Annotated in this window: 31 protein-coding genes; 6 read left to right on the forward strand and 25 right to left on the reverse strand. The window is 68.6% G+C overall.

Annotated elements, in window-relative coordinates:
- Positions 1 to 12 precede the first annotated feature (12 nt).
- Complete coding sequence (locus ACIN94_RS07400; protein ID WP_400700825.1) at positions 13 to 357, forward strand: GntR family transcriptional regulator; 345 nt, start codon at positions 13 to 15, stop codon at positions 355 to 357.
- 102 nt (positions 358 to 459) lie between these two features.
- Here ACIN94_RS07400 and ACIN94_RS07405 read toward each other — a convergent pair whose 3' ends face one another.
- Together ACIN94_RS07405 and ACIN94_RS07410 are read right to left on the reverse strand one after the other, a co-directional pair.
- Positions 460 to 705: a hypothetical protein gene (locus ACIN94_RS07405; RefSeq protein WP_400700828.1), complete on the reverse strand. Its 246-nt coding sequence runs from the start codon at positions 703 to 705 to the stop codon at positions 460 to 462.
- Complete coding sequence (locus ACIN94_RS07410; RefSeq protein WP_400700831.1) at positions 702 to 1,361, reverse strand: hypothetical protein; 660 nt, start codon at positions 1,359 to 1,361, stop codon at positions 702 to 704. Before ACIN94_RS07410 ends, ACIN94_RS07405 begins: the two co-directional genes overlap by 4 nt.
- Positions 1,362 to 1,560: 199 nt before the next feature.
- Here ACIN94_RS07410 and ACIN94_RS07415 point away from each other — a divergent pair, with 199 nt between their 5' ends.
- Positions 1,561 to 1,737 carry a hypothetical protein gene (locus ACIN94_RS07415; RefSeq protein WP_400700834.1) on the forward strand — a complete coding sequence of 59 codons (177 nt, stop codon included), beginning with the start codon at positions 1,561 to 1,563 and terminating at the stop codon, positions 1,735 to 1,737.
- Between the two features lie 202 nt (positions 1,738 to 1,939).
- On the opposite strand, the gene ACIN94_RS07420 is transcribed toward ACIN94_RS07415, so the two are convergent.
- The 18 genes from ACIN94_RS07420 to ACIN94_RS07505 all read right to left on the reverse strand — a co-directional run bounded on the left by ACIN94_RS07420 (position 1,940) and on the right by ACIN94_RS07505 (position 13,837).
- A complete protein-coding gene (locus ACIN94_RS07420; RefSeq protein WP_400700837.1) occupies positions 1,940 to 4,513 on the reverse strand; it encodes a phage/plasmid primase, P4 family in 2,574 nt (857 codons plus the stop codon).
- A gap of 98 nt (positions 4,514 to 4,611) precedes the next feature.
- Positions 4,612 to 5,265 carry a hypothetical protein gene (locus ACIN94_RS07425; RefSeq protein WP_400700840.1) on the reverse strand — a complete coding sequence of 218 codons (654 nt, stop codon included), beginning with the start codon at positions 5,263 to 5,265 and terminating at the stop codon, positions 4,612 to 4,614.
- Between the two features lie 100 nt (positions 5,266 to 5,365).
- On the reverse strand, positions 5,366 to 6,196 hold the full coding sequence (locus ACIN94_RS07430; RefSeq protein ID WP_400700843.1) for a hypothetical protein: 831 nt from the start codon (positions 6,194 to 6,196) through the stop codon (positions 5,366 to 5,368).
- The gene (locus ACIN94_RS07435) at positions 6,193 to 6,366 is read right to left on the reverse strand and encodes a hypothetical protein (RefSeq protein ID WP_400700846.1); all 174 of its coding nucleotides are present in this window, start codon (positions 6,364 to 6,366) and stop codon (positions 6,193 to 6,195) included. The genes ACIN94_RS07430 and ACIN94_RS07435 overlap by 4 nt, the downstream gene beginning before the upstream one ends.
- Positions 6,363 to 8,570 carry a UvrD-helicase domain-containing protein gene (locus tag ACIN94_RS07440; RefSeq protein WP_400700849.1) on the reverse strand — a complete coding sequence of 736 codons (2,208 nt, stop codon included), beginning with the start codon at positions 8,568 to 8,570 and terminating at the stop codon, positions 6,363 to 6,365. The genes ACIN94_RS07435 and ACIN94_RS07440 overlap by 4 nt, the downstream gene beginning before the upstream one ends.
- A complete protein-coding gene (locus tag ACIN94_RS07445; RefSeq protein ID WP_400700852.1) occupies positions 8,534 to 8,758 on the reverse strand; it encodes a hypothetical protein in 225 nt (74 codons plus the stop codon). Before ACIN94_RS07445 ends, ACIN94_RS07440 begins: the two co-directional genes overlap by 37 nt.
- A gap of 87 nt (positions 8,759 to 8,845) precedes the next feature.
- Positions 8,846 to 9,259: a hypothetical protein gene (locus tag ACIN94_RS07450; RefSeq protein WP_400700855.1), complete on the reverse strand. Its 414-nt coding sequence runs from the start codon at positions 9,257 to 9,259 to the stop codon at positions 8,846 to 8,848.
- A 148-nt stretch (positions 9,260 to 9,407) separates the two neighbouring features.
- The gene (gene dnaN / locus ACIN94_RS07455) at positions 9,408 to 10,520 is read right to left on the reverse strand and encodes a DNA polymerase III subunit beta (protein ID WP_400700858.1); all 1,113 of its coding nucleotides are present in this window, start codon (positions 10,518 to 10,520) and stop codon (positions 9,408 to 9,410) included.
- Positions 10,517 to 10,858 (reverse strand): hypothetical protein, encoded by a 342-nt coding sequence (locus tag ACIN94_RS07460; protein ID WP_400700861.1) that lies wholly within the window; start codon positions 10,856 to 10,858, stop codon positions 10,517 to 10,519. Before ACIN94_RS07460 ends, dnaN begins: the two co-directional genes overlap by 4 nt.
- Positions 10,855 to 11,289, reverse strand: a complete 435-nt coding sequence (locus ACIN94_RS07465; protein WP_400700864.1) for a hypothetical protein — start codon at positions 11,287 to 11,289, stop codon at positions 10,855 to 10,857. Before ACIN94_RS07465 ends, ACIN94_RS07460 begins: the two co-directional genes overlap by 4 nt.
- Before the next feature lie 147 nt (positions 11,290 to 11,436).
- On the reverse strand, positions 11,437 to 11,886 hold the full coding sequence (locus tag ACIN94_RS07470) for a hypothetical protein (protein ID WP_400700867.1): 450 nt from the start codon (positions 11,884 to 11,886) through the stop codon (positions 11,437 to 11,439).
- On the reverse strand, positions 11,886 to 12,155 hold the full coding sequence (locus tag ACIN94_RS07475; RefSeq protein WP_400700870.1) for a hypothetical protein: 270 nt from the start codon (positions 12,153 to 12,155) through the stop codon (positions 11,886 to 11,888). The genes ACIN94_RS07470 and ACIN94_RS07475 overlap by 1 nt, the downstream gene beginning before the upstream one ends.
- Positions 12,152 to 12,556: a hypothetical protein gene (locus ACIN94_RS07480; protein WP_400700873.1), complete on the reverse strand. Its 405-nt coding sequence runs from the start codon at positions 12,554 to 12,556 to the stop codon at positions 12,152 to 12,154. The genes ACIN94_RS07475 and ACIN94_RS07480 overlap by 4 nt, the downstream gene beginning before the upstream one ends.
- Positions 12,556 to 12,792: a hypothetical protein gene (locus tag ACIN94_RS07485; RefSeq protein WP_400700876.1), complete on the reverse strand. Its 237-nt coding sequence runs from the start codon at positions 12,790 to 12,792 to the stop codon at positions 12,556 to 12,558. The genes ACIN94_RS07480 and ACIN94_RS07485 overlap by 1 nt, the downstream gene beginning before the upstream one ends.
- Entirely contained in the window at positions 12,792 to 13,052 is a 261-nt protein-coding gene (locus ACIN94_RS07490) for a hypothetical protein (protein WP_400700879.1), read from the reverse strand. The genes ACIN94_RS07485 and ACIN94_RS07490 overlap by 1 nt, the downstream gene beginning before the upstream one ends.
- On the reverse strand, positions 13,049 to 13,252 hold the full coding sequence (locus tag ACIN94_RS07495) for a BldC family transcriptional regulator (protein WP_400700882.1): 204 nt from the start codon (positions 13,250 to 13,252) through the stop codon (positions 13,049 to 13,051). The genes ACIN94_RS07490 and ACIN94_RS07495 overlap by 4 nt, the downstream gene beginning before the upstream one ends.
- A gap of 76 nt (positions 13,253 to 13,328) precedes the next feature.
- On the reverse strand, positions 13,329 to 13,634 hold the full coding sequence (locus ACIN94_RS07500) for a hypothetical protein (RefSeq protein WP_400700885.1): 306 nt from the start codon (positions 13,632 to 13,634) through the stop codon (positions 13,329 to 13,331).
- On the reverse strand, positions 13,634 to 13,837 hold the full coding sequence (locus ACIN94_RS07505) for a helix-turn-helix domain-containing protein (protein ID WP_400700888.1): 204 nt from the start codon (positions 13,835 to 13,837) through the stop codon (positions 13,634 to 13,636). Before ACIN94_RS07505 ends, ACIN94_RS07500 begins: the two co-directional genes overlap by 1 nt.
- Before the next feature lie 190 nt (positions 13,838 to 14,027).
- Between ACIN94_RS07505 and ACIN94_RS07510 the strand changes: the two genes are divergently transcribed.
- Positions 14,028 to 14,606, forward strand: coding sequence for a helix-turn-helix domain-containing protein (locus tag ACIN94_RS07510; RefSeq protein WP_400700891.1), 579 nt, complete (start codon positions 14,028 to 14,030; stop codon positions 14,604 to 14,606).
- Here ACIN94_RS07510 and ACIN94_RS07515 read toward each other — a convergent pair.
- Positions 14,594 to 14,932: a hypothetical protein gene (locus ACIN94_RS07515; RefSeq protein WP_400700894.1), complete on the reverse strand. Its 339-nt coding sequence runs from the start codon at positions 14,930 to 14,932 to the stop codon at positions 14,594 to 14,596. The two genes, ACIN94_RS07510 and ACIN94_RS07515, sit on opposite strands and share 13 nt — an antisense overlap.
- Positions 14,933 to 15,375: 443 nt before the next feature.
- On the reverse strand, positions 15,376 to 16,347 hold the full coding sequence (locus ACIN94_RS07520; protein ID WP_400700897.1) for a tyrosine-type recombinase/integrase: 972 nt from the start codon (positions 16,345 to 16,347) through the stop codon (positions 15,376 to 15,378).
- Between the two features lie 254 nt (positions 16,348 to 16,601).
- Here ACIN94_RS07520 and ACIN94_RS07525 point away from each other — a divergent pair, with 254 nt between their 5' ends.
- The 3 genes from ACIN94_RS07525 to ppk2 all read left to right on the forward strand — a co-directional run bounded on the left by ACIN94_RS07525 (position 16,602) and on the right by ppk2 (position 21,350).
- Positions 16,602 to 18,383 (forward strand): ABC transporter ATP-binding protein, encoded by a 1,782-nt coding sequence (locus ACIN94_RS07525; protein ID WP_400701677.1) that lies wholly within the window; start codon positions 16,602 to 16,604, stop codon positions 18,381 to 18,383.
- 64 nt (positions 18,384 to 18,447) lie between these two features.
- Positions 18,448 to 20,226, forward strand: coding sequence for an ABC transporter ATP-binding protein (locus ACIN94_RS07530; RefSeq protein ID WP_400700900.1), 1,779 nt, complete (start codon positions 18,448 to 18,450; stop codon positions 20,224 to 20,226).
- Between the two features lie 164 nt (positions 20,227 to 20,390).
- A complete protein-coding gene (ppk2, locus tag ACIN94_RS07535) occupies positions 20,391 to 21,350 on the forward strand; it encodes a polyphosphate kinase 2 (protein ID WP_400700903.1) in 960 nt (319 codons plus the stop codon).
- Between the two features lie 24 nt (positions 21,351 to 21,374).
- On the opposite strand, the gene ACIN94_RS07540 is transcribed toward ppk2, so the two are convergent.
- From ACIN94_RS07540 to ACIN94_RS07550, 3 genes are all read right to left on the reverse strand, one after another.
- On the reverse strand, positions 21,375 to 22,184 hold the full coding sequence (locus tag ACIN94_RS07540) for an ABC transporter permease (protein WP_400700906.1): 810 nt from the start codon (positions 22,182 to 22,184) through the stop codon (positions 21,375 to 21,377).
- On the reverse strand, positions 22,181 to 22,942 hold the full coding sequence (locus tag ACIN94_RS07545) for an ABC transporter permease (protein WP_400700909.1): 762 nt from the start codon (positions 22,940 to 22,942) through the stop codon (positions 22,181 to 22,183). Before ACIN94_RS07545 ends, ACIN94_RS07540 begins: the two co-directional genes overlap by 4 nt.
- A 198-nt stretch (positions 22,943 to 23,140) precedes the next feature.
- Positions 23,141 to 24,361: an ABC transporter substrate-binding protein gene (locus ACIN94_RS07550; RefSeq protein ID WP_400700912.1), complete on the reverse strand. Its 1,221-nt coding sequence runs from the start codon at positions 24,359 to 24,361 to the stop codon at positions 23,141 to 23,143.
- Position 24,362: the final 1 nt, after the last annotated feature.

The raw sequence follows: 24,362 nt of genomic DNA on the forward strand, positions 1-24,362 counted from the left end.
ACGGTGACGCAAATGGTGGAGAAGAGCGGCCGTCCGGCTTACCTGCAGATCGTCGACGTGCTACGCGGCCAGATCCGCGCCGGCTCACTCCCGCCCGGTGCGGCTCTGCCGTCGATCGCTCAGCTGGGCGAACGGTTCGATGTGTCTGCCAGTGTGGTGAAGGCTGCGATCAGCGTGCTGCGCACCGAGGGCCTGGTGATCGGCCAGCAGGGCAAGGGTGTGTTCGTCCGCCAGGTGCCCGCCGCGGCGCCTGCTGATGAGGTGTTGGAGCAGCTCGCGGCGATGCGTCAGACGCTGCAGGAGCTCGGCGAGCGGCTCACGGCTCTGGAGGAGGCAGTCTTCGAAGAGCGGGCATGAGAAAGCCCCGCACAATGGCGGGGCCAAGTTTTCGGGCACGCTACGCGTACGCCTGTGGATAATAGCCGACGCCCCTGGTCAGCGCAAGATCGCCGGATGGGCTTACGTCTCGTTCCAGGGCGTCGCGCTCAAACCCGATGGCCGGGATGGAAGTTCGTACCCTTCCGGCAGACGGCGGCGGATTTCTGCAGCCACCTCTCGCAACGCCGCGTCGATCATCGCGGTCTGTTCCTCGCTACCGTCGTCGGTGAGGTCATCGATCGCCCAACCCGCCTCGATCGTTCCGACGATGATGTCGGCTGCCGCCGATCGAGCCCGTCGCTTCGCCTCTGCCCTGTCCATTTTCATGCGGCACGCTCCTCGGCGGCCCGGATGCGCCGGGCGAGACGCTCCCAATCCGAGATGGGCCACACAGGCTGGCCGTGCCACCACGTCCCAACCTCTTTCGGGGGCGGATCACACACGCCTTCGCAGACGATCGCCACCATGCCGCCCGGGAGCTCCCGCACCCGCCACACGTCGTCTGCGCCACACCAGGGGCAGGTGACGGCCAGGTGCTGCCCGTCGTAGACCATGCACAGCGCCCGGGCCACCTGCTCGACCATGCGGTGGGCGATCGGCGCGGCATGCTCGACCAGGTCGTCGGGGAGACGCCGGGCGGCGTACAGCAGGTACGGCCGGGCGTCGAGCTCGCCGGGGCCGGGCGGGGGGAGCGGGGAGTCGCCGGCGACGTGTGCGACGGCCGCGGCGAGGTCGTCGGCCTGCACGAGCAGGTCGAGCATGCTCGACAGGATGGCGACGTCCACCGGGGCGGGGGAGGCTCCGAGGCTGAGCATGCTCCGCTCGAACCGTTCCAGCCGGGCCTGGGCATCTCGTGCGGCGATCGCTGCCGGGGTGAGGTCGGTTTGCCGCCAGGGGCGTCGGGTGCCCGGGATTCTCGACTCGATCAGGTCGGGCCAGTATTCGGCTACCCATTCGAGGTCGGCCACGACATCATTTTTCAATGCGGTCTCCTCAGAATGGCGGCTGGTCGGGGTCGGGCGGGCCGTACGGGTAGACGAGGGTGACGGGCTCGAATCTGAATAAGGGGGGTGGCGCTCCAGGTGGGCATTTGTGGTCGGCGACAACAGCCCATTTCCGAGTGCCTTGGAATCGGAATGATTCCCGGTAGATCAGGAAGGGGCGGCGGGGGAGGCCGAGGGGGTGGACGTCGTAGGTGTGGCGCCCGGCGAGGATCTCGGTCAGTTCCTGGTGGGGGTCGAGCGGCTGGGCGGTGGCGCGGATTGGGAGTCCTTGGTCGTGGCCGAGGAGGATTTGGGTGCCGCATCGGGGGCAGCCGGTGAGCACGGCCGGGCTGGAGATCATCGGCCCGCCCGGTGACGGATGACGGTTGTGACGTGTTCTCCCGCATGAGTCCCTTGCATGCGCGCACGTGACGCACGCGCACACACACGTAAGGGGGGAATCGGAGAAAATCTGTCATCTGTCATCGGCTGGTCGGGGAAAGCAGCATTTTCCCAGCTCAGGACGGCTGCGCGTGTGATGACGGATGTGTCACTCGGAACTGTCATCCCGGCCACCCTCACCACCCCGGGCCGCCGAACTTGTCGGACCCCGAATCGGTCGAACCAGTCTTATAGGCCATTCCGGGCTGTGACAGGTTCGGGGCCGACGGCAGACCGGATGACGGATCCTCATCCTCAATCTGGAGGAGGGTGATGCCCGTATAGAACCGACTCGCCCCGGTACGGCCTTCGCCGACGTTGAACCGGCGGCCGAGCTCCTGGGTGAGCTTTTTCGCCGACACGGGGGTGGTCTCACCCTCGGTGAAGCACCACCGGTCGTAGGCCTCGCGAAGCACGGTCTTCTTGATCTGCACCTGGCTGCTGGCAGCGACGTGGCAGCACTGGGAGACGAACTTCGCCACGGTGTCCTGGTCAGCCTCATAGCCCGCGGTGGCGGCCTTGACCGTGTCGGGCTCCATGAGGCCGCCCTGGGCGAACTGGGCGGCACCCTGAACGATCCACGCGAGCAGGGCGGGCCCGTGCTCCCGGATGAGGATGCCCTGCAGGTCATCGACCTCTTTCTCGGCGGGGACCTCGTGAAGGAACGGGATCAACCGCAGGCGCCGCCAGAAGGACCGGCCGCCTGCTCTGACGGCCGGCTGGTGGTTGCCCATCAACCACAGGTGGTGAGATGCCTGGAACGTGAAATGGTCCTGCCTCATAAACCGGGCGGTCAAAGAGTCACCACCCGTCAATTGCTTGACTTTCGTTTCGTCAAACCGGGCGTCTTCATCGACTTCGGAGCAGATGACCATTCGCATTCCGGCGAGGCGAGCAATTTCGGTTTCATGTTGGATGTTCGCTTTGGCCATGAGGAATCCGCTCGGCGCGGTGGTCGCATAGTCGCCGAGAACACCAATCAACGATTCGAGGAAAACGCCTTTGCCGTTGCCGCCGGAGCCGGCACAGAACGGGAGAACGTGTTTGGCGACACTGCCGGTCGCCGAGTAGCCGACGAGGCGTTGCAGGTAGGCGACCAGCTCCGTGTCGGTGCCGAAGGTGTCGGCCAGGAACTCATCCCACCGGGCTGTGCTCGCTGTGGGGTCGGGGGCGCACGCGGTGACCTTGGTGTGGAGCTTTGAGGCGTCGGAGGGCAGGAGTTCCCCGGTTTCCAGGTTGACGATGCCGGCCGGGGTGTTGAGCTCCAAGGGGTGGTTGTCGAGGTCGTCGAATGCGATGGTGACCCGCACATCCGTCGACGCCTGGGTGAGCATGGCGGTGGTGCCCTGCGACGACAACGCGGTTTTCTTCCAGGAGATGGCTGCCTTGTCGTCTTCGGGGAGACCGCGGGCGACCCGTTTGGCGTACTCACGGATGATGCCGCCGCTCTGGGGTTGCCAGTCCCAGCGCACTCCGTCCCAGGCGAGCCACCGGCCGCGCTGGGAGCAGTAGCGGATGACGTCGCCGAACTTTTCGACGAGGCCGAGGGCGTTGCCGTCGTCGCTGGCCGCGTACGTCCGCTCTTCCACCACCTGGAGGTGTGGGGTGGGGAGTTGGTGGATGGTGGCGAGGTTGCCGACCACGGCCGGGGCCTGTACGGCGGGCGCCGGCCTGGTGGGTTCGACCCGGACCCCGTACCCGCGCGCCTGGAGTGCTTTGGCGGCCGCGCTGTGGTCGCCGCTGTGCTCGAGGTGGGCGTACGCGCCGAACCGGTCGTACGGCCTCTCAGTTTCGAACTCGGTTGAGCTGGACCAGACGTACAGGTTGTCGCCGTCGTTGCGGCCGGTGGTTGCCGAGATGCCGGTCTTCTTGCCGGGGCGGCACCAGTAGGTGACTCCGGCTGAGTCGGTGTAGATCCTGCTCCAGCCGCGCGGGGTGAGGATCTCCTCCCACGTCGTCCGGTTGTTGTAGTCGTCCCCGGGGGAGACGCTGCCGTCGTCCTCGTAGGCGGGGGCGGGCTGGGTGAACAGGGGGCTGGTCGGGACGGTCGGCCCTGAGGGCCGTGCGTCTTCCTGGCCGATGGGCATGCGGTCGAACGCGCCCGCCAGGTGGTGGAGCGCGTCACGCTCCTCCGGGCTGATGGTGGCGATCGTGTCCGCGCCACCGGCGGCGAGAACCCAGGGGGCCCCGGTGGGGTGGACGGTGCCGTGGGAGGGGGCGAGGACGACCCAGCCACCCTCCCCGCGGGTTTCGGCGAGGACTTCGATGGTCGGCCGGCCCGTCTCGGGGTCGACGGGTCCGGGGCGTCGGGCGAGTTTCGTGTTCCCGGCGACCGGACCTTCTACTTTGTAAAGGATGTGGATTCCGCCGGACGGGGTGAACTCGAGGTAGCCGCCGGTCACCTTGCGCCAGAGGTCTCCGAGCCCGGAAGCGTCGGCCAACGCCGTCATCTCGGTGATCATGCCTTCGTGGACGGCGCGGCCCTCGAGTTCCAGCATTTCCAGGTTGCCGCTCACCGCGCCGGTGACGACGCCGAGCCCGGAGGGGGCCGGGTTCTTGTCGAACCACTGGTCGACCTGTTCCCGGGTGGGCTGTCCGGTCTGGAACTGCTTCCAGGGGGTGGCGGGGCGTTTGGTGCCGTCGGCGGCGGCCGGGAGGACGCAGAGGCCCGCGTTGTAAAGGTCCCAGGCGGCCTGCTGAATGTTGTTCAAGTGGTGTCCCCGCTGGTTGTGGTGGCAGATGGGGCAGCCCCCACACGCCGCTTCCCTCGGCGTGTGGGGGCTGGATCAGGGGCCAGGCCGCTTGCTGGTTAGGCGTGCGGCTGGGCGGGCACCGGGGGGATGGGGATGCCGAGGGCGGCCATGGCCTGGGCGGCTTCGGCGGTCACCTGCTGGCCGTTGGGCAGCTGCACGGGCGGACCGGCCGGGGCGGGGGCGGCCATGGGCGCGGGTGCCTGGGCGGGCACGGCGGCCGGGTAGCCGACCGGAGCCGGGGCGGGGTAAGCGGCCGGGGCCGGAGCGGGGACGGCCTGGGGGAGCGGGGCGGCCGGAACCGGAGCCGGGGCAGCCGGGGCGGCGAACGACGGCGCGGTCTGGAACGGGTTGCCGCCCACCGACTGCAGGTAGGAGGTGGCGTACGCGGCGTCCTGGTCGTTGAACGGCTGCAGGATGTACGGGGCGGACTGGCCGGGCTTGGCGGTGCCCTGGCCGAGGCGGGCGAGCACCGGGTCCTTGCCGATGCTGTTGCGCAGGGAGCCGATGAGCGGCTTCTGGAACAGCAAGACCTGAGTCTCCAGGCGGGGCCCGTTGGGGTCGGTGAGGACGACCAGGTCCACCGAGATGGCGTCCGAGCTGCCGTAGCTGGTCTGGATGCTCTCGCGGAGCTCGCGGACGTACATGAGGAGCAGGTGGCCGATGTGGTCGGCGGCCTTGAAGTCGGAACCGGCGGAAGGCTGAGAGAACATGATGATCCTTACTTGGTGGGGGGATCTAGTGATCCGGAGCGTGTGATCCGATGAAGCAAAATGATACACAGTGAATCATTATGAAGCAATATGAAGCACCCTATTGGGCGCCGGGACACCCCTTGGACGGGTCCGTGGACCCGGGCAGGAAGAACGGGCAGAACGTGCAGTAGCTCGACGTGGCGGGGAACATGGCCCAGTTCTGCGGGTTGTTGGGCGGGTCCAGCGCGTCGAGCGCGGCGAGGACGTTGTCCATCCGCTCCAGCGCGGCCAGGGCCATACCGCGGTCGTACGGTGCGGTCCACACGTGCAGGTCGGAGATGCGGCCGCCACGGGGCAGGAACACGACGGCGACGTGCTCCGGCTGCTCGCCGGCGTTCTCCTGGCCCAACCCGTACAGGTGGGCCTGCACCTCGTATTGGGGGCCGGGACCGTTCTTGGCGTACTTCTTGAGCTGGTCGGGGCCGACAATCTTCCAGTCCAGGTTCGTCCTGAGGTCCCGGTCATAGAGGTCCGCGCTGCCGTAGATGTTGCCGCGGATGTGAAGCCGCTTTTCAATCAGGTACCTCTTGCGTCCGAGCCGGGCATTCTCAGCGGCGTACCGCTGGGGCATGCTCTGGTGGAAGATCTCGGACGCGTACTCGTCTTTGGCCTCGTACGTTTCGGCCATCCAGGCGTGGACGGCGGTGCCGATGATGGACGCCCACGGGTCGCCGCTGGTATTCACCTCCGGCCAGTCACACAGCTTGTACGCCATGCGCCGCACGCACGGCATACCGATCTCGGACGGGCCGATGACCCGCTGCAACGACCTGGGGGCGTGGGCGCCGGCGTGCTTCACGGTCTGGACGACGCTGGTGGCGATGGTGGCGGCGAGGCCGGACAGGGCCGGGGTGGCCCATCCGGCCTCAGGCTGACTGAAGGCGGTCATGGCCGGTCCTCGGTGACGAGCTTTTCCAGCTCGCTGTAGTCAGGGCCAGGGCCGACGCCGAGCAGGTAGCGGATCTCGGAGACGTAGAGGAACCGGCGGTCCGGGTCCGGATTCTTGTCTTCGCGGTCGCACTGCTCCAAGAGGAGTTCGATGCGGGAGGGATCGATCATTTCCACTCTCCGGTGAGGTTGAAGGGACGGCTGGCCTTCTTCGGCTTGACGTAGGCCGCGTAAATGTCGGGGTGGTCCTTCTCCAGCGCCTTGCCGTCGAGCTGCATGCCGGGCTTGGACGTCTTCCAGGTGATGGCCGGGCGGCCGGCGACGGTCGCCTCCTCCAGCCCGCGCGCGGCGATCCAGTCCTTCAGCTTCTCGACGGCGGCGGCTTCGATGTCCGCCCACCGGGTCTTGTTCTCCCGGGCCTCCTTGGCGAGGGTCAGCCACCCGACCAGGTCGGCGGGCAGGTCCGTCCCGATGGGCTCAGGGTCGGGGGTGAGCGTGTCCATTGCGGGCGGCGGGGGCTTGGCGTGAGTGTTGCTGGAGAAGCAGGCCGGGCAGCAGCCACCAGCCCCGTTAACGCGGTCGCCGTCGAGACACTGCGAGGCGCTGGTGCCGCACGAGTGGCAGTCGAACACGCACGAAGCGACCCCCGGCCACGCCTGTGCCTCGTCGGCGGGCAGGTCCGTCCCGATGGGCTCAGGGTCCTGAACGAGCACGTCGGCCATGGGCAGCTGCTGGTCGGGTGCGCCGAGCCAGGGCTGGTAGTCGTCGCTGGTGTCGGCGGCGTCCCGGGCGACAGCGTCCTTCAGGGTGTCGACGATGGAGGCCAGGTTCCACGTCGGCTCGGGGAGCGGGGTGCTCCCCGGCAACGCGGACGGATCCAACCCCTGCTTCGCCCGGGTGACGGCGACGTAGGCCAACATGGCCTCGGCCGGGATCAGGTTCCCCTCCTTGTCATGCGGCGGCGGGAAGTCGGCAGCCAACCGGACCGTCGGCCACTCGCGACCCTTCGCCTTGTGCGCGGTGGAGACGACGACGGTGGCGTTGTGCTCGTCGACGAGCTGGTCGACGACGCGGATGATGGCTTCCGGCCCGTGGGAGTCGACCAGCTGCACCAGGGTCTTGAGGTCCTGGCCGCCGGCGTCGTGTTCGGCGTAGTCCTGGACTTCCGCCCAGCTGCTGAAGGCCATCAGCTCCGGGTGGTACGTGCCCTTACCGGATCGCAGGTCCCGGCACGCTTCCGCGAGACGCCGGATGTCGTCGCCACCGCCCACCAGGGCCGCCCGGTGTCCGGAACCGATCGCGGCGATGATCTGGCCGATCGCTCCGGCGTTGGTGCGGCACAGCACCGCGGCCGGGGCGGCGATCCGCTCGATACGGGAGTCGAGGGCCGGGTTGCCGGTGAGCCGGAGCGGTGCGCCCAGCATCTCCAGCCAGGTGTTGGCTTCGTCGGCGATCCGCTGACCGAATCGGAAACTCTGGCTCAGCTGGAAGCGTGCACCTTCGAAGGTTTCCATGGCGTCGACGGCGCCACGCCACCCGTAGATGGCCTGCGACTGGTCGCCGACGAGGATCCGCTGCGACGCTTGCGCTTCGACGATCTGCGCGATGACCGGGTTGGCGTCCTGGGCTTCGTCCAGGCACACGAACTCGGCGGGCAGGGTGGGCCGGGTGAGCGCCCACAGCTTCAGGTAATGGTCGTGCTCGAACTTGAGGCGGCCATCGGCGCGCTGTAGGTCCTCCCATGCCCGGAGCAGCATCGGCATCGCCTGCTCGCGGAGCGTCCACATCGGGCCAGGGCCGTCCGCGTCATCAGGGCCGGGCTCCATGCCGGGGATCGATGCGATGTGCTGCGGCTGCGGTTCGTCGTCGTCGGAGTAGCAGAACCGCTTGATCGCGTCCATGACGAGCCGGGCCACCTTCGGCGCGGTGAGCGCATGCGCGCCCAGGTCGAGGACGGCGGGGATGCCGAGGATCCGCGCGACCTCGCGGGCGGGCAGGCGGGGACCGTTGAGCCGGTGGACGAACTGGCGGCCAACGACGGCGAACGCGAGGCTGTGAGCCGTCGAGCACTGCACGTTGGCGGGGAACGAGGCGCGGGCGTCGTCCGCGATGCTGCGGTTGTAGGCCAAGTACAAGCCACGCTTCATCGTCAAGGCGGCCACCATCTTCAGGGTGGACGTCTTGCCGGTTCCGGCGCCGGCCTCGATGACCAGATCGTTCCCGGTGGCGGCCGCGTCGAGGATGGCGGCCTGCTCGCCGGTGGGCGGGTGCTCGAACACCGAGGCCGCCACCGGGGCGGTGAAGCCGGGATGCGCAACGGCGCCGGGCTGGGTGAACATCACCGGCCACCGTCCTGGCAGATCGTACGCAGCCATTCGACGTTCTTAATAGCGGCCAGGACGCCTTCCTGCGTCCAGCCGAGCAAGAAGCAGAGCATGCCGTCCATCTCGTCCGGGGTGCATGACTTGAAGAAGGCCAGCGCCTGCTCTTTGGTCATGGTCGCCGTGTCGATGACTTCGGCGACCACGTCGGGCTGGTTGGGCCCGTCTTCGGACTCGGTCACTGGGACCTCCATGTCGGTGGGGAAGGGGATCGTTCTGGCGTTGGGTGGGACCGCCACCCCCGAGGGGAGGGCGGCCCGGACTCAACGTCAGACCGACGTGACCGCGCCATCCAGGTTGGCGAGCGCCTTGAAGAAGGCGTCGCCGCCGCGCGTCTCGGCGCGGATCCGGTCGAGCAGGGACGCGGTCTTGGCCTGCTCCGCCTCGGCGGCCTTCGCGGCGACGTTGACGCCTTCGGAGACCGTGATGAGGAGCTGGTGGGCGCGGTCGGCCTCGTAGGTGACGGTCTCCCAGCCGGGCCCGTCCGAGTTGTCGGCGGCGTCGGCGACGACGTCCAGGGTGGTCGCCGTGTGCTTGAGGGTGAGGGAGAGGCGGCCGAGGACGGCCGCGTAGTCGCCGTCGAAGTCGTCGGAGGTGAGGGCGACGGGCAGCAGGGCCGACAGGCGGGCCATCTCGGCGACGATCTCGGTCGCGTTCTGGACGGTGTTCTCGGTGGCGTTCAACGGGGCTCCCAGGGGGGAAGGGGCGGGATGCTTCGTTTTGCTTCACTCGTGCAGACCGAAAGTAGCACAATGAATCACAGTGAAGCAATACGAAGCATTCCCGCCGATAGTGATCCCCCGAATAGGCGTGAGGTGGTGGGCTACCCGATCAGCTCGACAACCTGATCGGCATGATCAGATACCGGTAATCGGGGTCGTCCACGGTGCCGACGATCAGCCCCGGCCTGATCGGGGTTTGCATACCGATCCGGGCCCGCTTACCCTCCACCCCGGCCAACCCGTCCAACAGGTAGGGCGGGTTGAACGCGATCTGGAGCTCGGCGCCATCCAGGTCGGCGGCGACAACTTCGGAGGCGCGGCCGAGGTCGCTGCCGCCGGCCTCCACCGTCACCAGGCCATGGCCGAAGGTGAGCCGGACCGGCGTGGACCGTTCGGCCAGCAGGGCGACGCGCTTCACCGCGGCCGCGAGTTCGGCGACGTCCACCTCAGCCCAGATCGTGTAATCCTGCTCGCCGAGCCGCGTCTTGTAGTCGATGAACTGGTCTTCAAGCAGGCGGACCGTGGTCGTCCGGCCTTCGCAGCTGACGGCGGCCAGCTGCTCGGACAGGTGCAGCGCAACCCCACGGTGCACCGACGGCAGCGACCGGGTGATGTCGTGCAGGAGACGCCCCGGGATCATGACCCCATGGTCGGCACCCTCATCCAAGGTGGGCTCCCAGGTGAGATCCCGGGACACCAGCCGGTACCGGTCGGTGGCCGCCAGGGTGAGCCCGTCGCCGGTGATGTCCACCCGGATACCCATCAGCATGGGGAGCGTGTCGTCTTTCGACGTGGCGCGCACCACCTGGGCGACCGCGGCCGCCAGATCAACGGCGTCAACCGAGCCGACCTCCTCCGGCAGCTCCGGAAGCTTCGGGTAGTCCTCCACCGGCATGGTCAGCAGGACGAACTCTGAGCTGCCGCAGGTGATGGCCACCTCCGTCCCAGACAAGACCAGGTCGACCGGCCGACCCCCGGGGAGGGCTTTGACGACTTCGGCGAGGATCCGACCCGGCAGCAGCACCCGGCCCGGCTCGGACACGTCGGCGCTGACGGTGGTCCGGCGGGACGTGTCGTAGTCGAACGCGGACAGGGTCAGCCCGTCGGCGCCGGCGTCCAGGAGCAGCCCGGCCAGGACCGGCACGCTGGGGCGGTTGGGGAGTGCGTGTGCAGCCCAGCCGACCGCGTCGGCCAGGACGGTGGAGTCAATCGACAGTTTCATCGGGAAGTCCTCGGGGTCGATGGGGGAGGGGTGATGCGCACCCGCGGCGCGCACCGGTGTTCGCGCTTCCATGCCTTCGCGTCCGCCTCGCTGAATCGGCCGGCGTCGTCTTCCCAGTCGTCGGCCATGGAGACGTCGCACGTGTCGCAGACGGCCTCCCAGGACGGCACACAGGTCGCGCAGAGGAGGCCGACGTTCGGGTCGAGCCACCCGGAACCCTCAACGGGCTGTGAGGTCTGCTTGGCCAGGGCCGGGCAGTCGACGTCGATGTGGTCGCCGTAGGCGCCACCCGGATACCAGGGGCGAATCCACGTCGGCATGGTCAGGGTGGTGCTCACGAAACCTCCTGCAACTGCTTGGCCAGGGCTGCGATCCCGATGTGGTAGCCGAGCGCCTCCACATACCGCTGCAACCCATCCAGGCGGGACCCGGAACAGATCTGCACCTCGTAGGAGCGCACGCCGGCAGTGGTCATGAAGAGCCGGTGCGCGAGCCGCGGCCGGCTGACACCCTGGCCGCGCCGCAACTTGGCCAGGTCGACGATGATGTCCTCGCCTTCAGCCACCACGGCACTGCCCTGCAAGAGGACAAGCCTGCGGTCGAGCCACGCCGCGTACGCCACAGCCGACCCGATCGGCGGGCTACGGTGTCCGCGATCCCACGACCCGACAGTGCACACAGCCACGCCGAGATGGTCGGCCATGGTTTGCTGTGAGATTCTCTGGCCCCGGCGGATCAGGCCGAGGCTCACACCGATCGGCGCGGTCATCCAGACACCGCCCTCACGTAACGCTGCACCGTTCGGAGGGACACCGACAACTGCCACGCGATACGCGGCTTGGACCAGCCGAGCGCAACCAGCTCGGCGACTTCAGTCCGACGGTCGACGGTCTGCTGGTGGGTGGAGCCGAGCCGCCTACCCACCGGCCACCGCCGACTCGAGCGGCTGCCCGTACCCGGCGCGGCGCAGGATGTAGCACGCGGAGGACAGCAATGTGCGGATGGGGAAGTCCTCATCAGCAGACAGAGTCGGGAAGATGTAGGAGGCGGGAAGGATCGCCCACCACCGGTGAGCGTTGCGGGGGCCGACCCCGCGCCTCTGGACGACGAGCACACCAACGTCCGCGCGGGCGTTGACCCGCTCCGTCTCTGTCTCGACCAGCCACGAGGCGATCTGCCCGTCAGAAGCCGACTTGGCGGCCTCCCCACCCTTCACCTCCCACACGATGCCGGGACACCCGGTTATGTCGCCGAGATCGTAGGTGCCGGCCAACGCGCGGCGTTCCGCGTGCGGGAAACCGTGGGCGCGGAGTGCCTTGACGACGGCAGTCTCCGCCGCGGTGCCGATGTCTTTCGGCCGGGCCATCACCGGCGGCCTCCGGTCTTCTCCCGGTCCCTGTGCAAAGACCAAGCGGTCAGCACGAGCGCGTCGACGACCAGCAGCGCGGCGACTCCGGCTGTCCAGACAGGGATGGTGGCGGCCGGGATGGCGGCCAAGAGGAGCGCGACGTAGACAGCGAGCAGGGTGCAGACGCCGGTGATGGCCGCGTGCAGCCACCAGCCGCGGCGGGCCGCCGCCACTCCGAGGAGGGCAGCGGCCAACGCGAGCAGTAGAGCAACGGTGACAGCGATCACCGGGCGCCGTCCGGGCGCTTCTTGATATCGAAGCGGGCCAGGATGCCGCGGGCGACACGATCGGCGTCCACGTCGTCGAAGACACCCTCGGAGGCGCCGATCGCCTCTTTCAGGTCCTCCAGCAGCGCGGGATCGGGTTCCGCGGCGGCGACCTCGGCCAGCTCAATGAGGACGCGGCCGACACCGTCCGCCGTGACCGCGTCCCAGCCGCCGGGCCCGCTCACGCCGGGCAGGTGGATGCGGCGGCCGCGGCGTTCGACCCGGATCCCGTTGAAGCTGAACGACGTTTTCTCGCTGCCGTGCCAGTTCAGGCGGGGACGCACGATCTGCTTCGGGTCCGTCACCACCCGGCCCCCCAGGGCTTGGGCGACCGCAATAGGGAAGGTGATGTTCTCGCTCATCAGGCCTGCCCTCCCTGCTCCCTGCCCAGCGGGGTGAACGCCTGGAACCCGTCCTGGAGGTACGGGCGGGACAGGCCCGAACGCGGCCCCACGCAGCTGTCGTCAGCCGGACGCAACGCCTCCGCGAGGTTGAGAAGCGCGGTCCAGTCGGCCAGCTCAGCGGCGGCCGCCTCAACCTGCTTCTGGCACAGGAGCACCTGCTCGTGCAGGCGGGAAATGATCGTGGGGGAAAACATCAGGAGGCCTCCTCGGTAGGCGTGGTAGGCGTGGCAGGGGTGATGAGCACGACCTCGAAACCGGGCTTGCGGTGATACGGCCGCTTCTCGCCCGTGTCGAGCACGCGGGCCTCCACATCCCAGCCCTCGCACGTCGGCAGACGACACGGCTGGGGCGTAGACAGAATCTCCACGGCCGGCGGAACGGCGGGCGAGTCGGGGAGGTGGATCGGCCTGGGGATACGGGCCAGCTGGCCGACGACCAGATCAGCGAACTTCACGCGACACCACCGGAGGTGCCGATCGCCAGGAGCAGGCGAACCTCGGTCTCCTGGTAGCGGCGGTGCCCGCCCAGCGTGCGGATGGACGTCAGCTTGCCGGCCTTCGCCCAACGGGTGACCGTCTTCGGGTCCACCCGGAACATGGTGGCGACCTCGGAGGGGGTGAGCAGGCGCTCATCCTGGGGGATACCGTTCGACATGCGCTTCTCTTCCTTCAGGGATGGGGGTTAGGGGTGTGCTGGCCTCCACCCGGTTGCCGCCAGGTGGAGGCCGTTTCTACGCGGACTTGCGGAGCCCTTCACGGGGCATCCGGGCGGCGGCCGCCCTCGCCTGCCGGGACCTGGCCGCCTTCAGCGACATCTGCTTCATGTGCGCCCGGTACGCGTTCTCCGCGGCCTTCTGGACGTCCTGGTCGCGGACGATGCCCTCGGCCTTCGTCTTAGCGACCCAGTAGTCGAGCGACATGGGGGAGGCCCGCCTGGCTGCCTCCGTCCGCTCGGTGCGGTTTGGTGTCATCGCCCACTGGACGTCGGCAGCGATGCTCGCGGCACGACGCCGGGCCTCCGGGGTCCTGGCCGCCATCAGCCGACCACCGGCACGCAGAACGCCTCAACGGCCTGCTCCGAGATCTCCCACCGTCCCTGCTGGCAGGTGGCCGGCTCCGAGCACTTACTCCCACAGCTGTGGAACTTGTCACCGGCCAGGGCGCCGGAGTGGAGGGCTCGGATCACAGTGGAGCGGCTGACGCGGAGCCGTTCGACTACCTGGGCGACCGTCAGAGACATAGTGCAACCTCGCAGTGCATATGGAGCAATACGAAGCATGACGCTACACAGTGAATCGATTTGATGCAATACGGAGCATTACGAATCACCGGGTTGACCTACCGACTCGCACTGACTCGTACCGACTCGCGCTGACTCGCACTGACTCGATATCTAGCCCGATTTGAAGCACGGTGGTTCAATACGAAGCATGGATACGCGCGAGGGACAACAACAGAAACAACACGATCACGATCCACCGGGTCTCCGGCTGTGGGAGCGAGCCGAACAGGTGCGTCTCGCCCGCGGCTGGTCGAAGACCGAGCTTGCGGAGCGGATGGGGATGGGGCGCGTCACCTACGACCGCCTGAGGACGCAGGAAAACAAGCCCCAGGCCAAGACGGTCCGCAGGGTGGCCGACGCCATCGGCATCAGCCACACAGAAGCGGGGGTCCTCGCCGGGCTCATCGAGCAACCTGCCTCCCGGATGGAGCAGGTGCTCACCGACGCCATCGCGGGCCACCTGCGAGGCGTCCCCTCCGAGGCTGAGCGGCACGTGCGAGCGCTACGGGAGGCCGGCCAAGAGTCAGGGAAAACCCTCGGCGACGTTCTCGTCCTGGCTGGCCTGGCCGAGCCGGACGAGCTGAAGGTGACCCGCAAGGACCCTGTCGTCGAGGAGCTCGAGGACGACCCCGAGCTCCCCGACGACATCAAAAAAGAGTTTCTTGACGGCTACCGGCGTCTACGTGCTGAAGTAGCCGCTCGGGTCCGGGAGTGTCACACGGACTGACCGGGCCGCCCTTTCCAGGACTCGATCTCCAGCTCGAGGTCGTCTTTTCGTGCGTCCATGACCCCTCCGAACAGGGCCCGGACGGCGACGGCGTACGCGCGATCGAAGTGGAGAACGCGCGTTTTAATTTCCAAGATGTAGTCCCGCAGGCGTTCGATAACAAGGGTGGCGATCAGCCCGAATCCGGTGACGACCGCGCCGGCCAGCAGCGTCAGGTGCAGCCGGGAGCTGCCAACCTCGGCCACCGTGACAGCGATGGTCGCCGTCCAGGTGACGATGGTGGCGGCAACCATGCAGACGACAGCGGGCTGGTGAAGGAAACCCATGCATTCTTCTTTCTCCCCCGCAAGTAGAGCTGCGCCAGGTGCAGCGTTCCACTTGCGCGACCGTTGTTCGCAGGCAGACGGTTGTGTAACCATATGTCACCGGTCTGATGGTTTAGAAGAATCTCGGCATGCCATTTCGGTCATTGTCTAACAATATTAACGGACTGCGGCACGATTATTACGCAGCGTGAATATTGAAGTTTCAAATGTGACTTTGACCCGAAATGTCAGATATCACGCCAGCCGGAAACGGTGACAGAAACCTATCCACAGAGATAGGCGGCCATGTGCATCCAGCCCGCGACATGACCCGACCCCGCACCATCGGAGTCGGGCCAGTCCACGCGGTGGACCGTCTGCCTGCGAAGCTGGGCGATCCACCGCGCAGCTTGCCGGGACCAGCAGGCTAACCGATCACTCGGCGTGAATCCCTAACAAAACGGTTAAATCCGATCCCCCGGTGACAGACGGGCATGCGTCTCCCTCGCCCGCTCATGCGCCAGCTCCCCCGTGTAGTGCCGCACCATGTCCGGGCTCTTCCATCCCAGGATGGACTGCACGTCGTCGACGGACGCGCCCGCCCGAAGCAGCTGGTGCGCCGCCGTCCCGCGGAACCGGTGCGCGGTGACGTTCTCAATCCCGGCCTGCAAGCCGCGCTTACGGAGCACATCGTCGACACCCCACCGGGTGAACCCGGGCCGCGTCCCCACCCACAGGGACGGCGAGTCCGCGCACCTGTGCTGGGAGCGGGCCCTGAGGTACCTGTCAAGCGCCGCCACCGTTTTCGAGCCGATCGGTACCCAGTGCTCGTCGCCGCCCTTCAGCGTGATCCTCAGACGCTTGCCCCGGAGGTCGACGTCAGCCAGGAGTAGCCCGGCCAGCCCGGACACACGAACCCCGTTGTCGATGAAGACGCGGATCATCGCCGCGTCCCGACGCTCAAGGAACCCGTTGCCCTTGCACGCGGCCAGGAGCCGGCCGAGCTCGTCGTCGGTCAGGTACTTCTTCGCCTTCTTCGGCACGTGCGGCCGATCCGCCTTCAGCACGGGGGAGAACGTCGAGCGCTCTCCATCCTCGATCATCCAGTTGAACCAGACGCTGAGGTACCGGTGGTGGGCGGCCGAGGTGTGGACGCTCGTCCGCGCCTGCTCCGCCACCAAGAAGCCGCGGACATGCTCGGCTTCAACCCCTTCGGCGTCGCACGGGAGGTCGTGCTCCTGGAGGTGGGCGATGAACGCGCGGGCGGTGCGCGTGTAGAGGGTGATCGTGTAGGCCGCCTTGTTGGAGGCGGCCAACGCGAGCTGCCAGGAATCCAGCAGCGCGTCCAGGGGTGTGCCGGTCGTGACGGGTTTCGCTCGGCGGGTTCGGCGGCCGCGGGCGGGCCGGGCGAACGGGACCACCGTGTTTTCGGACATGAGAGGGGGCTCCTTGCCGTCGTCCCTCGCCTACGCAAGGGAGGCTGATTATTTGGTCAACCACCTGTGCGCGACGCGGTGAGAGCCAACTCCTTTCGACCGGCCACACCTTAAGCGCCATACGACCTGGGAAAACTGATCCACTAGGCTCCGGCGGGAATAAGGACTCGATCCGGCGTGATAGGGACTTACGTAGCAATGTTCATCTTCGAAAGGACACCCCCCGAGTGGCGAGCAAGGTGACTCCCGCCGTCATGCGTAAGGGACTCCGCGTACTCGGGGTGGCCATCCGGGCCGAGAAGGCGGTCTTCGCCGCCGCCACCCTGTCCAGCGCACTCTACGGCGTCATGACGGTCGGGTCGGCGTGGGCGCTGGGCTGGGCCACCGAGAACGTCGTGCTGCCCGCGTTCGCCAGGGGCGAGGTCGCGACCGGCACACTCGTCCTGGGCGCGCTCCTCATCCTCGGCGTGGCGCTGCTCAAGGCACTGGGCGTGGCCGGCCGGCGTTTCTTCGCCGGGGTCATGCAGTACCGGATGCAGGCCCGCTCCCGCCGGGAGGTCACCCGGCAGTACCTCAGGCTCCCGCTGGCCTGGCACCACCGGCACCCGACCGGTCAGCTGCTGTCCAACGCCAGCTCCGACGCCGAAGCCGCCTGGGCACCGCTCGCCCCGCTGCCGATGGCGGTCGGCGTGGTCGTCATGCTCGTCACCGCGGCGGTCGCGCTGGTGCTCACCGATCCGGTCCTCGCCCTGGTCGGCTTCCTGATCTTCCCGGCGATCGCCGTGCTGAACCTGGTCTACCAGCGCAGGCTCAGCCCCCTGGCCACCCGCGCCCAGCAGCTCCGCGCCGAGGTCAGCGAGATCGCGCACGAGAGCTTCGACGGCGCCCTGGTCGTCAAGACCCTCGGCCGTGAGGACGAGGAGACCGCCCGGTTCCAGGTCAGGGCCGAGGAGCTGCGCGACGCCAACGTCGCCGTCGGCCGCGTCCGCGGCCTGTTCGACCCGATGCTGGAGGCCCTGCCCACCCTGGGGGTGCTCGCCGTGCTGCTGGTCGGCGCGGGGAGGCTGGAGAGCGGCGCGATCAGCTCGGGCGTCCTGGTCCAGGTCGCCTACCTGTTCACCCTGCTGGCCTTCCCGATCCGCGCGCTCGGCTGGGTGCTGGCCGAACTGCCCCGCGCCGTCGTCGGCTACGAGCGGGTCCAGGCGGTCCTCACCGCCACGGGCTCCATGGAGTACGGCGACGCCGCGCTGCCCGGAACGGTCCCGGCCCGGCTGGAGGTCCGCGACCTCGACTACGCCTACGACGGCTTCCCGGTCCTGCGAGGGGTGAACTTCGAGGCCGAGCCGGGCCGTACCGTCGCGCTGGTCGGCCCCACCGGTTCCGGCAAGTCCACGCTCACCCAGACCTTCGTCCGCCTGGTCGACCCGGCGGCGGGAGCCGTGCTCGTGGACGGGGTCGACCTGCGTGACGTCGCCCGCGGCGGGGTCAGCGGCGCGGTGGCGCTGGTGCCGCAGCAGACGTTCCTGTTCGACGACACCGTGCGCGGCAACGTCACCCTCGGCCTGCCGGTCGGCGACGAGGACGTCTGGGCGGCGCTGCGCCTGGCCCAGGCCGACGGCTTCGTCAGCGCCCTCGCCTCCGGGCTCGACACCAAGGTCGGCGAGCGCGGCACCACCCTGTCCGGCGGTCAGCGGCAGCGCCTGGCCCTGGCCCGCGCGCTGGTCCGCCGGCCCCGGCTGCTCATCCTGGACGACGCCACCTCCAGCGTGGACCCCCAGGTCGAGGCCCGGATCCTGTACGGCCTGCGGGACGCGGCCCAGGCCTCGACCGTGGTGGTCGTCGCCTACCGGATGGCCACCATCGCCCTGGCCGACGAGGTCGTCTACCTCGAACACGGCGCCGTCGTCGACAGGGGCCCTCACGAGAGGCTGCTCGTCCACTGCGAGGGCTACCGCAACCTGGTCACGGCCTACGAACGCGAAGAGGCCGAGCGCGAGGCGCTCGGGGCAGAGGAAGAGGAAGAGGTCAGCGCGTGAGCGAGCGAGCAGGTCAACCCAGCGGCCCGGGGAGCCTCCGGAACGTCGAGACGCCCGCCGGGGGGTGCGTGTGAGCTCGCTCCGCGGGGTCGAGCGGTCGGCGCTGGCCACCGTCAGGCACGGACTGTCGCTCACGCCGGAGTTCCGCAAGGGGCTGGCCGGGACGCTCGCACTGGCCGTGCTGGCGACGCTGGGCAAGGTGATCGTGCCGATCGCCGTCCAGCAGACCATCGACCGGGGACTCAAGGGAGAGGTCCCCGACCTGCCCTACATCCGCACCGCCGTGCTGGTGTGCGCCGCGGCCGTGGTGATCACCGCGCTGTGCGCGTATCTGATGAACGTCCGCCTCTACCGGGCCACCGAGACCTCCCTGGCCGGGCTGCGGGTGCGCGGCTTCCGGCATGTGCACGACCTGTCGGTGCTCACCCAGAACTCCGAGCGGCGCGGTGCCCTGGTCTCCCGGGTCACCGGCGACGTGGACCAGATCAGCGTGTTCATGCAGTGGGGCGGATTGATGATCATCATCGCCCTGGGGCAGCTCCTGGTCGCCACCGTGCTGATGTTCGTCTACTCCTGGCAGCTCGCCCTGCTGGTCTGGCTCTGCTTCCTGCCGCTCATGATGGTGCTGCCGCGTTTCCAGCGGTGGCTGTCGGGCGCCTACACGCTGGTGCGCGAGCGCACGGGCGACATGCTCGCCGCCGTCAGCGAGTCGGTGGTGGGCGCGGCGGTGGTCCGCGCCCACGGTTCGGAGGCCCGTACGGCGGAGCGGCTGGACACCGCGATCAACGCCAACAGGGCCGCGCAGGCCCGCACGCAGCGGATCGTGGCGACCGTGTTCCCGCTGACCGAGATCGTCGCGGCGGTGGCGATCGCCGGGGTGGTGCTGCTCGGCGTGGAACTGGGCATCGCCGGTGAGATCACCGCCGGACGCCTGATCGCCTTCCTGTTCCTGATCACCTTGTTCGTCTCGCCGCTGCAGATCGCCACCGAGGTGCTCAACGAGGCGCAGAACGCGGTCGCCGGCTGGCGGCGCATCCTCGGCGTGCTGGACACCCCGCCCGACGTCGCCGACCCCGGTCCGCAGGGTGTCGAACTGCCCCGCGGTCCCATCTCGGTCTGCTTCGAGAAGGTCGGCTTCGCCTATCCCGGAGGGGCGCCGGTGCTCAGCGAGGTGTCGGTGGACATCCCGCCGCGCTCGCGGGTCGCGGTGGTGGGGGAGACCGGCTCAGGCAAGACGACCTTCGCCAAGCTGCTCACCCGCCTGATGGACCCGGTCTCCGGCCGGGTCACCGTGGACGGTGAGGACCTGCGCGACATCCGGTTCTCCTCGCTGCGCGAGCGGATCGTCATGGTGCCGCAGGACGGCTTCCTGTTCGACGGCACCCTGGAGGAGAACATCCGCTTCGGACGCCCGTCGGCGACCGAGGCGGAGATCCTGCTGGCCATGACCGAGCTGGGGCTCACCGACTGGCTGGAGGGCCTGCCCGCGGGCCTGGCCACCCACGTCGGCCAGCGCGGGGAGTCGCTGTCGGCAGGGGAGCGCCAGCTCGTCGCGCTGGCCCGCGCCTACCTGGCCGACCCCGACCTGCTCCTGCTCGACGAGGCCACCTCCGCGGTGGACCCGGCGACGGAGGTACGGCTGGCCCGCGCCCTGGAGGGGGTCACGCGGGGCCGTACCGCCATCTCCATCGCCCACCGGCTGTCCACCGCGGAAGCCGCCGACGAAGTGTTCGTCTTCGACCGGGGCCGCATCGTGCAGCGCGGCCCGCACGCCGAGCTCGTCGAGGAGCCCGGGGTCTACGCCGACCTGCACGCCTCCTGGGTCTCGGCCGCCCGCTCGTAGGGGTTCTCCCGGAGGGCGGGGGCCGGTCCCCGCCTCGCGGGCGGGACGCGCCCGCCCGCCGCCGGCCCGCGGCGGGCGAGGTCGTGCCCGCGCTGAGGATTAGGGGCTCTGCGGGGAGGTAGGGGGCAGATATGAGGACAGGGCGGCCTCGGGGGTAGGGATTCATGACAGACGTACGGGGCGAGGAGCCCAAGGAAACGCAGCAGTTCCCCGTGCTCGGCGGGCGCTCGTCGGTGGCCCACCGCGACCTGCTGGACGATCTGCCGAACCTGCGGGTCCTGGACGACGACGATGACGATCCCGTCCTGGTACGGCTGGACGGCACTCCGGTGGACACCTGGAGGGAGAGGTATCCCTACGGGGAGCGGATGGACAGGGCGGAGTACGACCACCTCAAGCGGCTGCTCCAGATCGAACTGCTCAAGCTGCAGTACTGGATCAAGGACACCGGTGGCCGGCTGGTCATCCTGTTCGAGGGGCGCGACGCGGCGGGCAAGGGCGGCACGATCAAGCGGTTCATGGAGCATCTCAACCCGCGCGGGGCCTCCGTGGTCGCGCTGGAGAAGCCCAGCGAGCGCGAGAGCACCCAGTGGTACTTCCAGCGCTACGTGTCCCACCTGCCGGCCGCGGGGGAGATGGTCTTCTTCGACCGCTCCTGGTACAACCGCGCGGGAGTGGAACGGGTGATGGGCTTCTGCTCACCCGAGGAGTACGTGGAGTTCATGGAGCAGGCCCCCGAGTTCGAGCGCATGCTCGTCCGCGACGGCATCCACCTGGTGAAGTTCTGGTTCTCGGTCTCCCGGGCCGAGCAGCGCACCCGGTTCGTGATCCGCCAGGTCGATCCGGTGCGCCAGTGGAAGCTGTCCCCCATGGACCTGCAGTCGCTGGACAAGTGGGAGCAGTACACCGAGGCCAAGGAGGACATGTTCCTCTACACCGACACCGAGGACGCGCCGTGGACGGTGATCAAGAGCAATGACAAGAAACGGGCCAGGATCGAGTCCATGCGCCATCTCCTCAGCCGGTTCGAGTACGACAACAAGGACCACGAGGTCGTCGGTGAACCCGACCCCAGGATCGTCGTCCAGGCGACCGAGCTGTTCGACGACGACCGCACGCGTTGAACCGGTGGCGCCCGTGCCCGCGGTTCAGCGGGTTCCCGCGTCGCCGCCGGACAGGCGCTGGGCCAGGTAGATGGGGACGACCGACAGGACGATCAGGGCGGCGGCGACCACGTTGACCACCGGGGCCTGGTTGGGACGGAAGAGGTTTTCGAAGATCCACAAAGGGAGGGTCCTGACCCCGGCCCCCGCGGTGAACGTGGTCACGATGATCTCGTCAAAGGACAGGGCGAAGGACAGCAGGCCCCCGGCGAGCAGCGCCGAGCGCATCATCGGGAAGGTGACCAGCCGGAAGGTGGTGAAGGTGTCGGCACCCAGGTCGGCCGAGGCCTCCTCCGCGGAGGCGCCCAGGCGGCCCAGGCGGGCCAGCATGTTGTTGTAGACGGTCACCACGCAGAAGGTGGCATGCCCGACGATCACCGTGAACAGGCCCAGGCCCACGCCGAAGGGCTCCAGCACCGCCCGGAAGGCGTTGTTCAGCGCGATGCCGGTGACGATGCCCGGCAGCGCGATCGGCAGCACGATCAGCAGCGACACCGTGTTCCGGCCGAAGAAGGCATGACGTTGGATCGCGAAGGCGACCATCGTGCCGAGCACCAGGGCGATCGCCGTCGCGCCCACTCCGGCCTGGACCGACGTCCACAGCGCCTCGCGCACGCCGGTGGAGTTCCACGCCGCCTCCCACCAGCGGACGGTGAACCCGCCGGGCGGCCAGCCGAAGGTACGGTCGGCGTTGAAGGAGTTGAGCAGCACGATCAGCAGCGGCACGTAGATGACGCCGAGACCGGCGGCCAGCGTGGCCCACAGCGCCGTGCGGGCCGGACGGGACAGATTCAAAGGTTCTCCAGGGCGCCGGTGCGGCGGACCGCCGCGAGGTAGACCAGCATGATCATCACGGGGACGGTGGCGACCGCGGCGGCGAAGGGCAGGTTGTTGGCCGCGCCGATGTTGTCGTAGACGACGTTGCCGATGAGCTGCGACTTTCCGCCCACGATCTTCACGGTGATGTAGTCGCCGAGCGACAGGGAGAAGGTGAAGACCGAACCCGCCACCGCGGCCGGGAAGGTCAGCGGCCACACCACCGTCCGGAACGTGCGCAGGCCGCGCGCCCCCAGGTCGCCGGCCGCGTCCAGCAGCGAGTCCGGCAGCCGCTCAAGGCCTGCGTAGATCGGCAGGATCATGTACGGCAGCCACAGGTAGGACAGGGTGAGGACCGTGGCGGTCAGGCCGTACCCCCAGCCGAGGATGCCGTCGGAGGAGAGCATGACCCTCCAGGCGTAGGCCTTCACCAGGTAGGACGCCCACAGGGGGGTCAGAACCGCGATCACCAGCCAGCGTTGCGCGCGGGGTGAGGCCAGCTTGGCCATCGCGAACGCCATCGGGAACGCGATCACCAGGTCGATCAGCGTCACCGCGGCCGCCACCCCCACCGAGCGCAGGGCGATCGTCCGGTACACCTCAAGGGTGAACAGGTCGCGGAAGTTGGCCCAGGTGAGCTCCTTGACCAGGTCGCCGGTGAAGGTGTCGGTGCTCCAGAAGGCCGTCACGAACAGGGCCGCCAGGGCGCCGAGGTAGGCGACGCCGAGCCAGAGCATCGGGGCGGACAGCAGCAGCGAAAGCCGTACGCCCGCGTGCCGGTGCAGGAAGGCGGTGATCCTGCGCCGTGGCGTGCGGCCTGCCAGTGCGGTGGTGTTCAGCGTGGGCTCCTTGCCATGGAGAGGGGGCGAGGGCCGGACCTCCCGCTCCCCGGGACGGGAGGCGACCCGGTGGTCCGGCCCGGTGCTCAGGTGGGATCAGCCCTTGATCTCAGTCCAGGCCCTGGTCCACGCGGAGTAGTCCATGCACTGGACGTCGGTGCGGCCGTCCAGGCACTGGGCGATCGGCGTGGTCCAGAACCAGACCTTGGAGTAGTAGGCCTCGTCGGTCGCGTGGAAGGTCTCGCAGTGCTTCGGGTCCGCGGTCAGCGCGCAGGACTCGGAGTTGGCGGGAGCCTCCCCGAAGTACTCGGCGACCTGGGCGTTGGCCTCGGGGGAGATGATCCAGTCCATCCACCTGTAGGCGCAGTTCGGATGCTTGGCCACGGCGGAGACCATCCAGGTGTCCGACCAGCCGGTCGCCCCCTCCTTGGGCAGCGTCACCTCGACGGGGGCCTTGTCGGCCTGGGCCACGTTGGCGATGACCTGCCAGGTGGTGCCGACCACGGAGTCGCCGCTCTTGAAAGCCTGGACCTCCTTGGTGTAGTCCGACCAGTACTCCCCGACGAGCTTGCGCTGCTGCTTGAGCAGGTCGACCGCGGCCTGGAACTGCCTGTCGTCCAGCGCGTAGGGGTTCCTGATGCCGAGGTCGGGCTTGGTCTCCATCAGATACAGGGCCGCGTCGGCGATGTAGATGGGCGAGTCGTAGGCGGTGATCTTCCCCGCGTACGGCGAGGCGGGGTCGAACACCGCGCCCCAGGAGTCGGGCGCGGGCTTGACCGTGTCGGTGCGCCACATGAGCAGGTTGGCCCCGCGGCCGTGCGGCACGCCGTACGCGACCCCGTTGACCGAGTTCCACGCCTTGTTCTTCAGACCCTCGAAGACGTTGGCGTAGTTGGGGATCAGCGAGGTGCTGACCGGCGCGACCGCCCCGGAGGCGATCAGGCGCAGCGAGGCGTCACCCGAGGCGGAGACCGCGTCGTACTCGCCCGTCTTCATCAGGTTGACCATCTCGTCGGACGTGCCGGCGGTCTTGGAGTTGACCTTGCAGCCGGTGGCCTTCTCGAACGGGGTGACCCAGTCGACCTTGGGATCGTTGCTGCCGTCCTCGGCGTAACCGGCCCAGTTGACCAGGTTGACCTGGCCCTCACCCGCGCCGAGCGACGTCAGCGCGTCAAGCTTGGGCGGGGTGAAACCGGCCGAGCCCGGGGCGGCCGTAGCGGACTCCGGGGAGGAGGAGCCGCCGCAGGCGGTGACGGTGGCGAGGGCGAGGGCGGACAGCGCGACCGCGCCGTTCCTGAGGAGAATCCGGGGACGCATG

Source organism: Streptosporangium sp. NPDC087985 (assembly GCF_044741965.1).
Taxonomy (GTDB): Bacteria; Actinomycetota; Actinomycetes; order Streptosporangiales; family Streptosporangiaceae; genus Streptosporangium.

Bases quoted from the DNA above. Each gene is read 5' to 3' on its own strand.
- ACIN94_RS07405 (WP_400700828.1), bottom strand. From the start codon at position 705: ATGAAAATGGACAGGGCAGAGGCGAAGCGACGGGCTCGATCGGCGGCA.
- ACIN94_RS07510 (WP_400700891.1), top strand. From the start codon at position 14,028: ATGGATACGCGCGAGGGACAACAACAGAAACAACACGATCACGATCCA.
- ACIN94_RS07500 (WP_400700885.1), bottom strand. From the start codon at position 13,634: ATGGCGGCCAGGACCCCGGAGGCCCGGCGTCGTGCCGCGAGCATCGCT.
- ppk2 (WP_400700903.1), top strand. From the start codon at position 20,391: ATGACAGACGTACGGGGCGAGGAGCCCAAGGAAACGCAGCAGTTCCCC.
- ACIN94_RS07515 (WP_400700894.1), bottom strand. From the start codon at position 14,932: ATGGGTTTCCTTCACCAGCCCGCTGTCGTCTGCATGGTTGCCGCCACC.
- ACIN94_RS07480 (WP_400700873.1), bottom strand. From the start codon at position 12,556: ATGAGCGAGAACATCACCTTCCCTATTGCGGTCGCCCAAGCCCTGGGG.
- ACIN94_RS07525 (WP_400701677.1), top strand. From the start codon at position 16,602: ATGCGTAAGGGACTCCGCGTACTCGGGGTGGCCATCCGGGCCGAGAAG.
- ACIN94_RS07435 (WP_400700846.1), bottom strand. From the start codon at position 6,366: ATGATCGATCCCTCCCGCATCGAACTCCTCTTGGAGCAGTGCGACCGC.
- ACIN94_RS07550 (WP_400700912.1), bottom strand. From the start codon at position 24,361: ATGCGTCCCCGGATTCTCCTCAGGAACGGCGCGGTCGCGCTGTCCGCC.
- ACIN94_RS07505 (WP_400700888.1), bottom strand. From the start codon at position 13,837: ATGTCTCTGACGGTCGCCCAGGTAGTCGAACGGCTCCGCGTCAGCCGC.
- ACIN94_RS07465 (WP_400700864.1), bottom strand. From the start codon at position 11,289: ATGACCGCGCCGATCGGTGTGAGCCTCGGCCTGATCCGCCGGGGCCAG.
- ACIN94_RS07520 (WP_400700897.1), bottom strand. From the start codon at position 16,347: ATGTCCGAAAACACGGTGGTCCCGTTCGCCCGGCCCGCCCGCGGCCGC.
- ACIN94_RS07400 (WP_400700825.1), top strand. From the start codon at position 13: ATGGTGGAGAAGAGCGGCCGTCCGGCTTACCTGCAGATCGTCGACGTG.
- ACIN94_RS07440 (WP_400700849.1), bottom strand. From the start codon at position 8,570: ATGGCTGCGTACGATCTGCCAGGACGGTGGCCGGTGATGTTCACCCAG.
- ACIN94_RS07485 (WP_400700876.1), bottom strand. From the start codon at position 12,792: ATGTTTTCCCCCACGATCATTTCCCGCCTGCACGAGCAGGTGCTCCTG.
- ACIN94_RS07545 (WP_400700909.1), bottom strand. From the start codon at position 22,942: ATGCTCTGGCTCGGCGTCGCCTACCTCGGCGCCCTGGCGGCCCTGTTC.
- dnaN (WP_400700858.1), bottom strand. From the start codon at position 10,520: ATGAAACTGTCGATTGACTCCACCGTCCTGGCCGACGCGGTCGGCTGG.
- ACIN94_RS07470 (WP_400700867.1), bottom strand. From the start codon at position 11,886: ATGGCCCGGCCGAAAGACATCGGCACCGCGGCGGAGACTGCCGTCGTC.
- ACIN94_RS07425 (WP_400700840.1), bottom strand. From the start codon at position 5,265: ATGTTCTCTCAGCCTTCCGCCGGTTCCGACTTCAAGGCCGCCGACCAC.
- ACIN94_RS07495 (WP_400700882.1), bottom strand. From the start codon at position 13,252: ATGTCGAACGGTATCCCCCAGGATGAGCGCCTGCTCACCCCCTCCGAG.
- ACIN94_RS07430 (WP_400700843.1), bottom strand. From the start codon at position 6,196: ATGACCGCCTTCAGTCAGCCTGAGGCCGGATGGGCCACCCCGGCCCTG.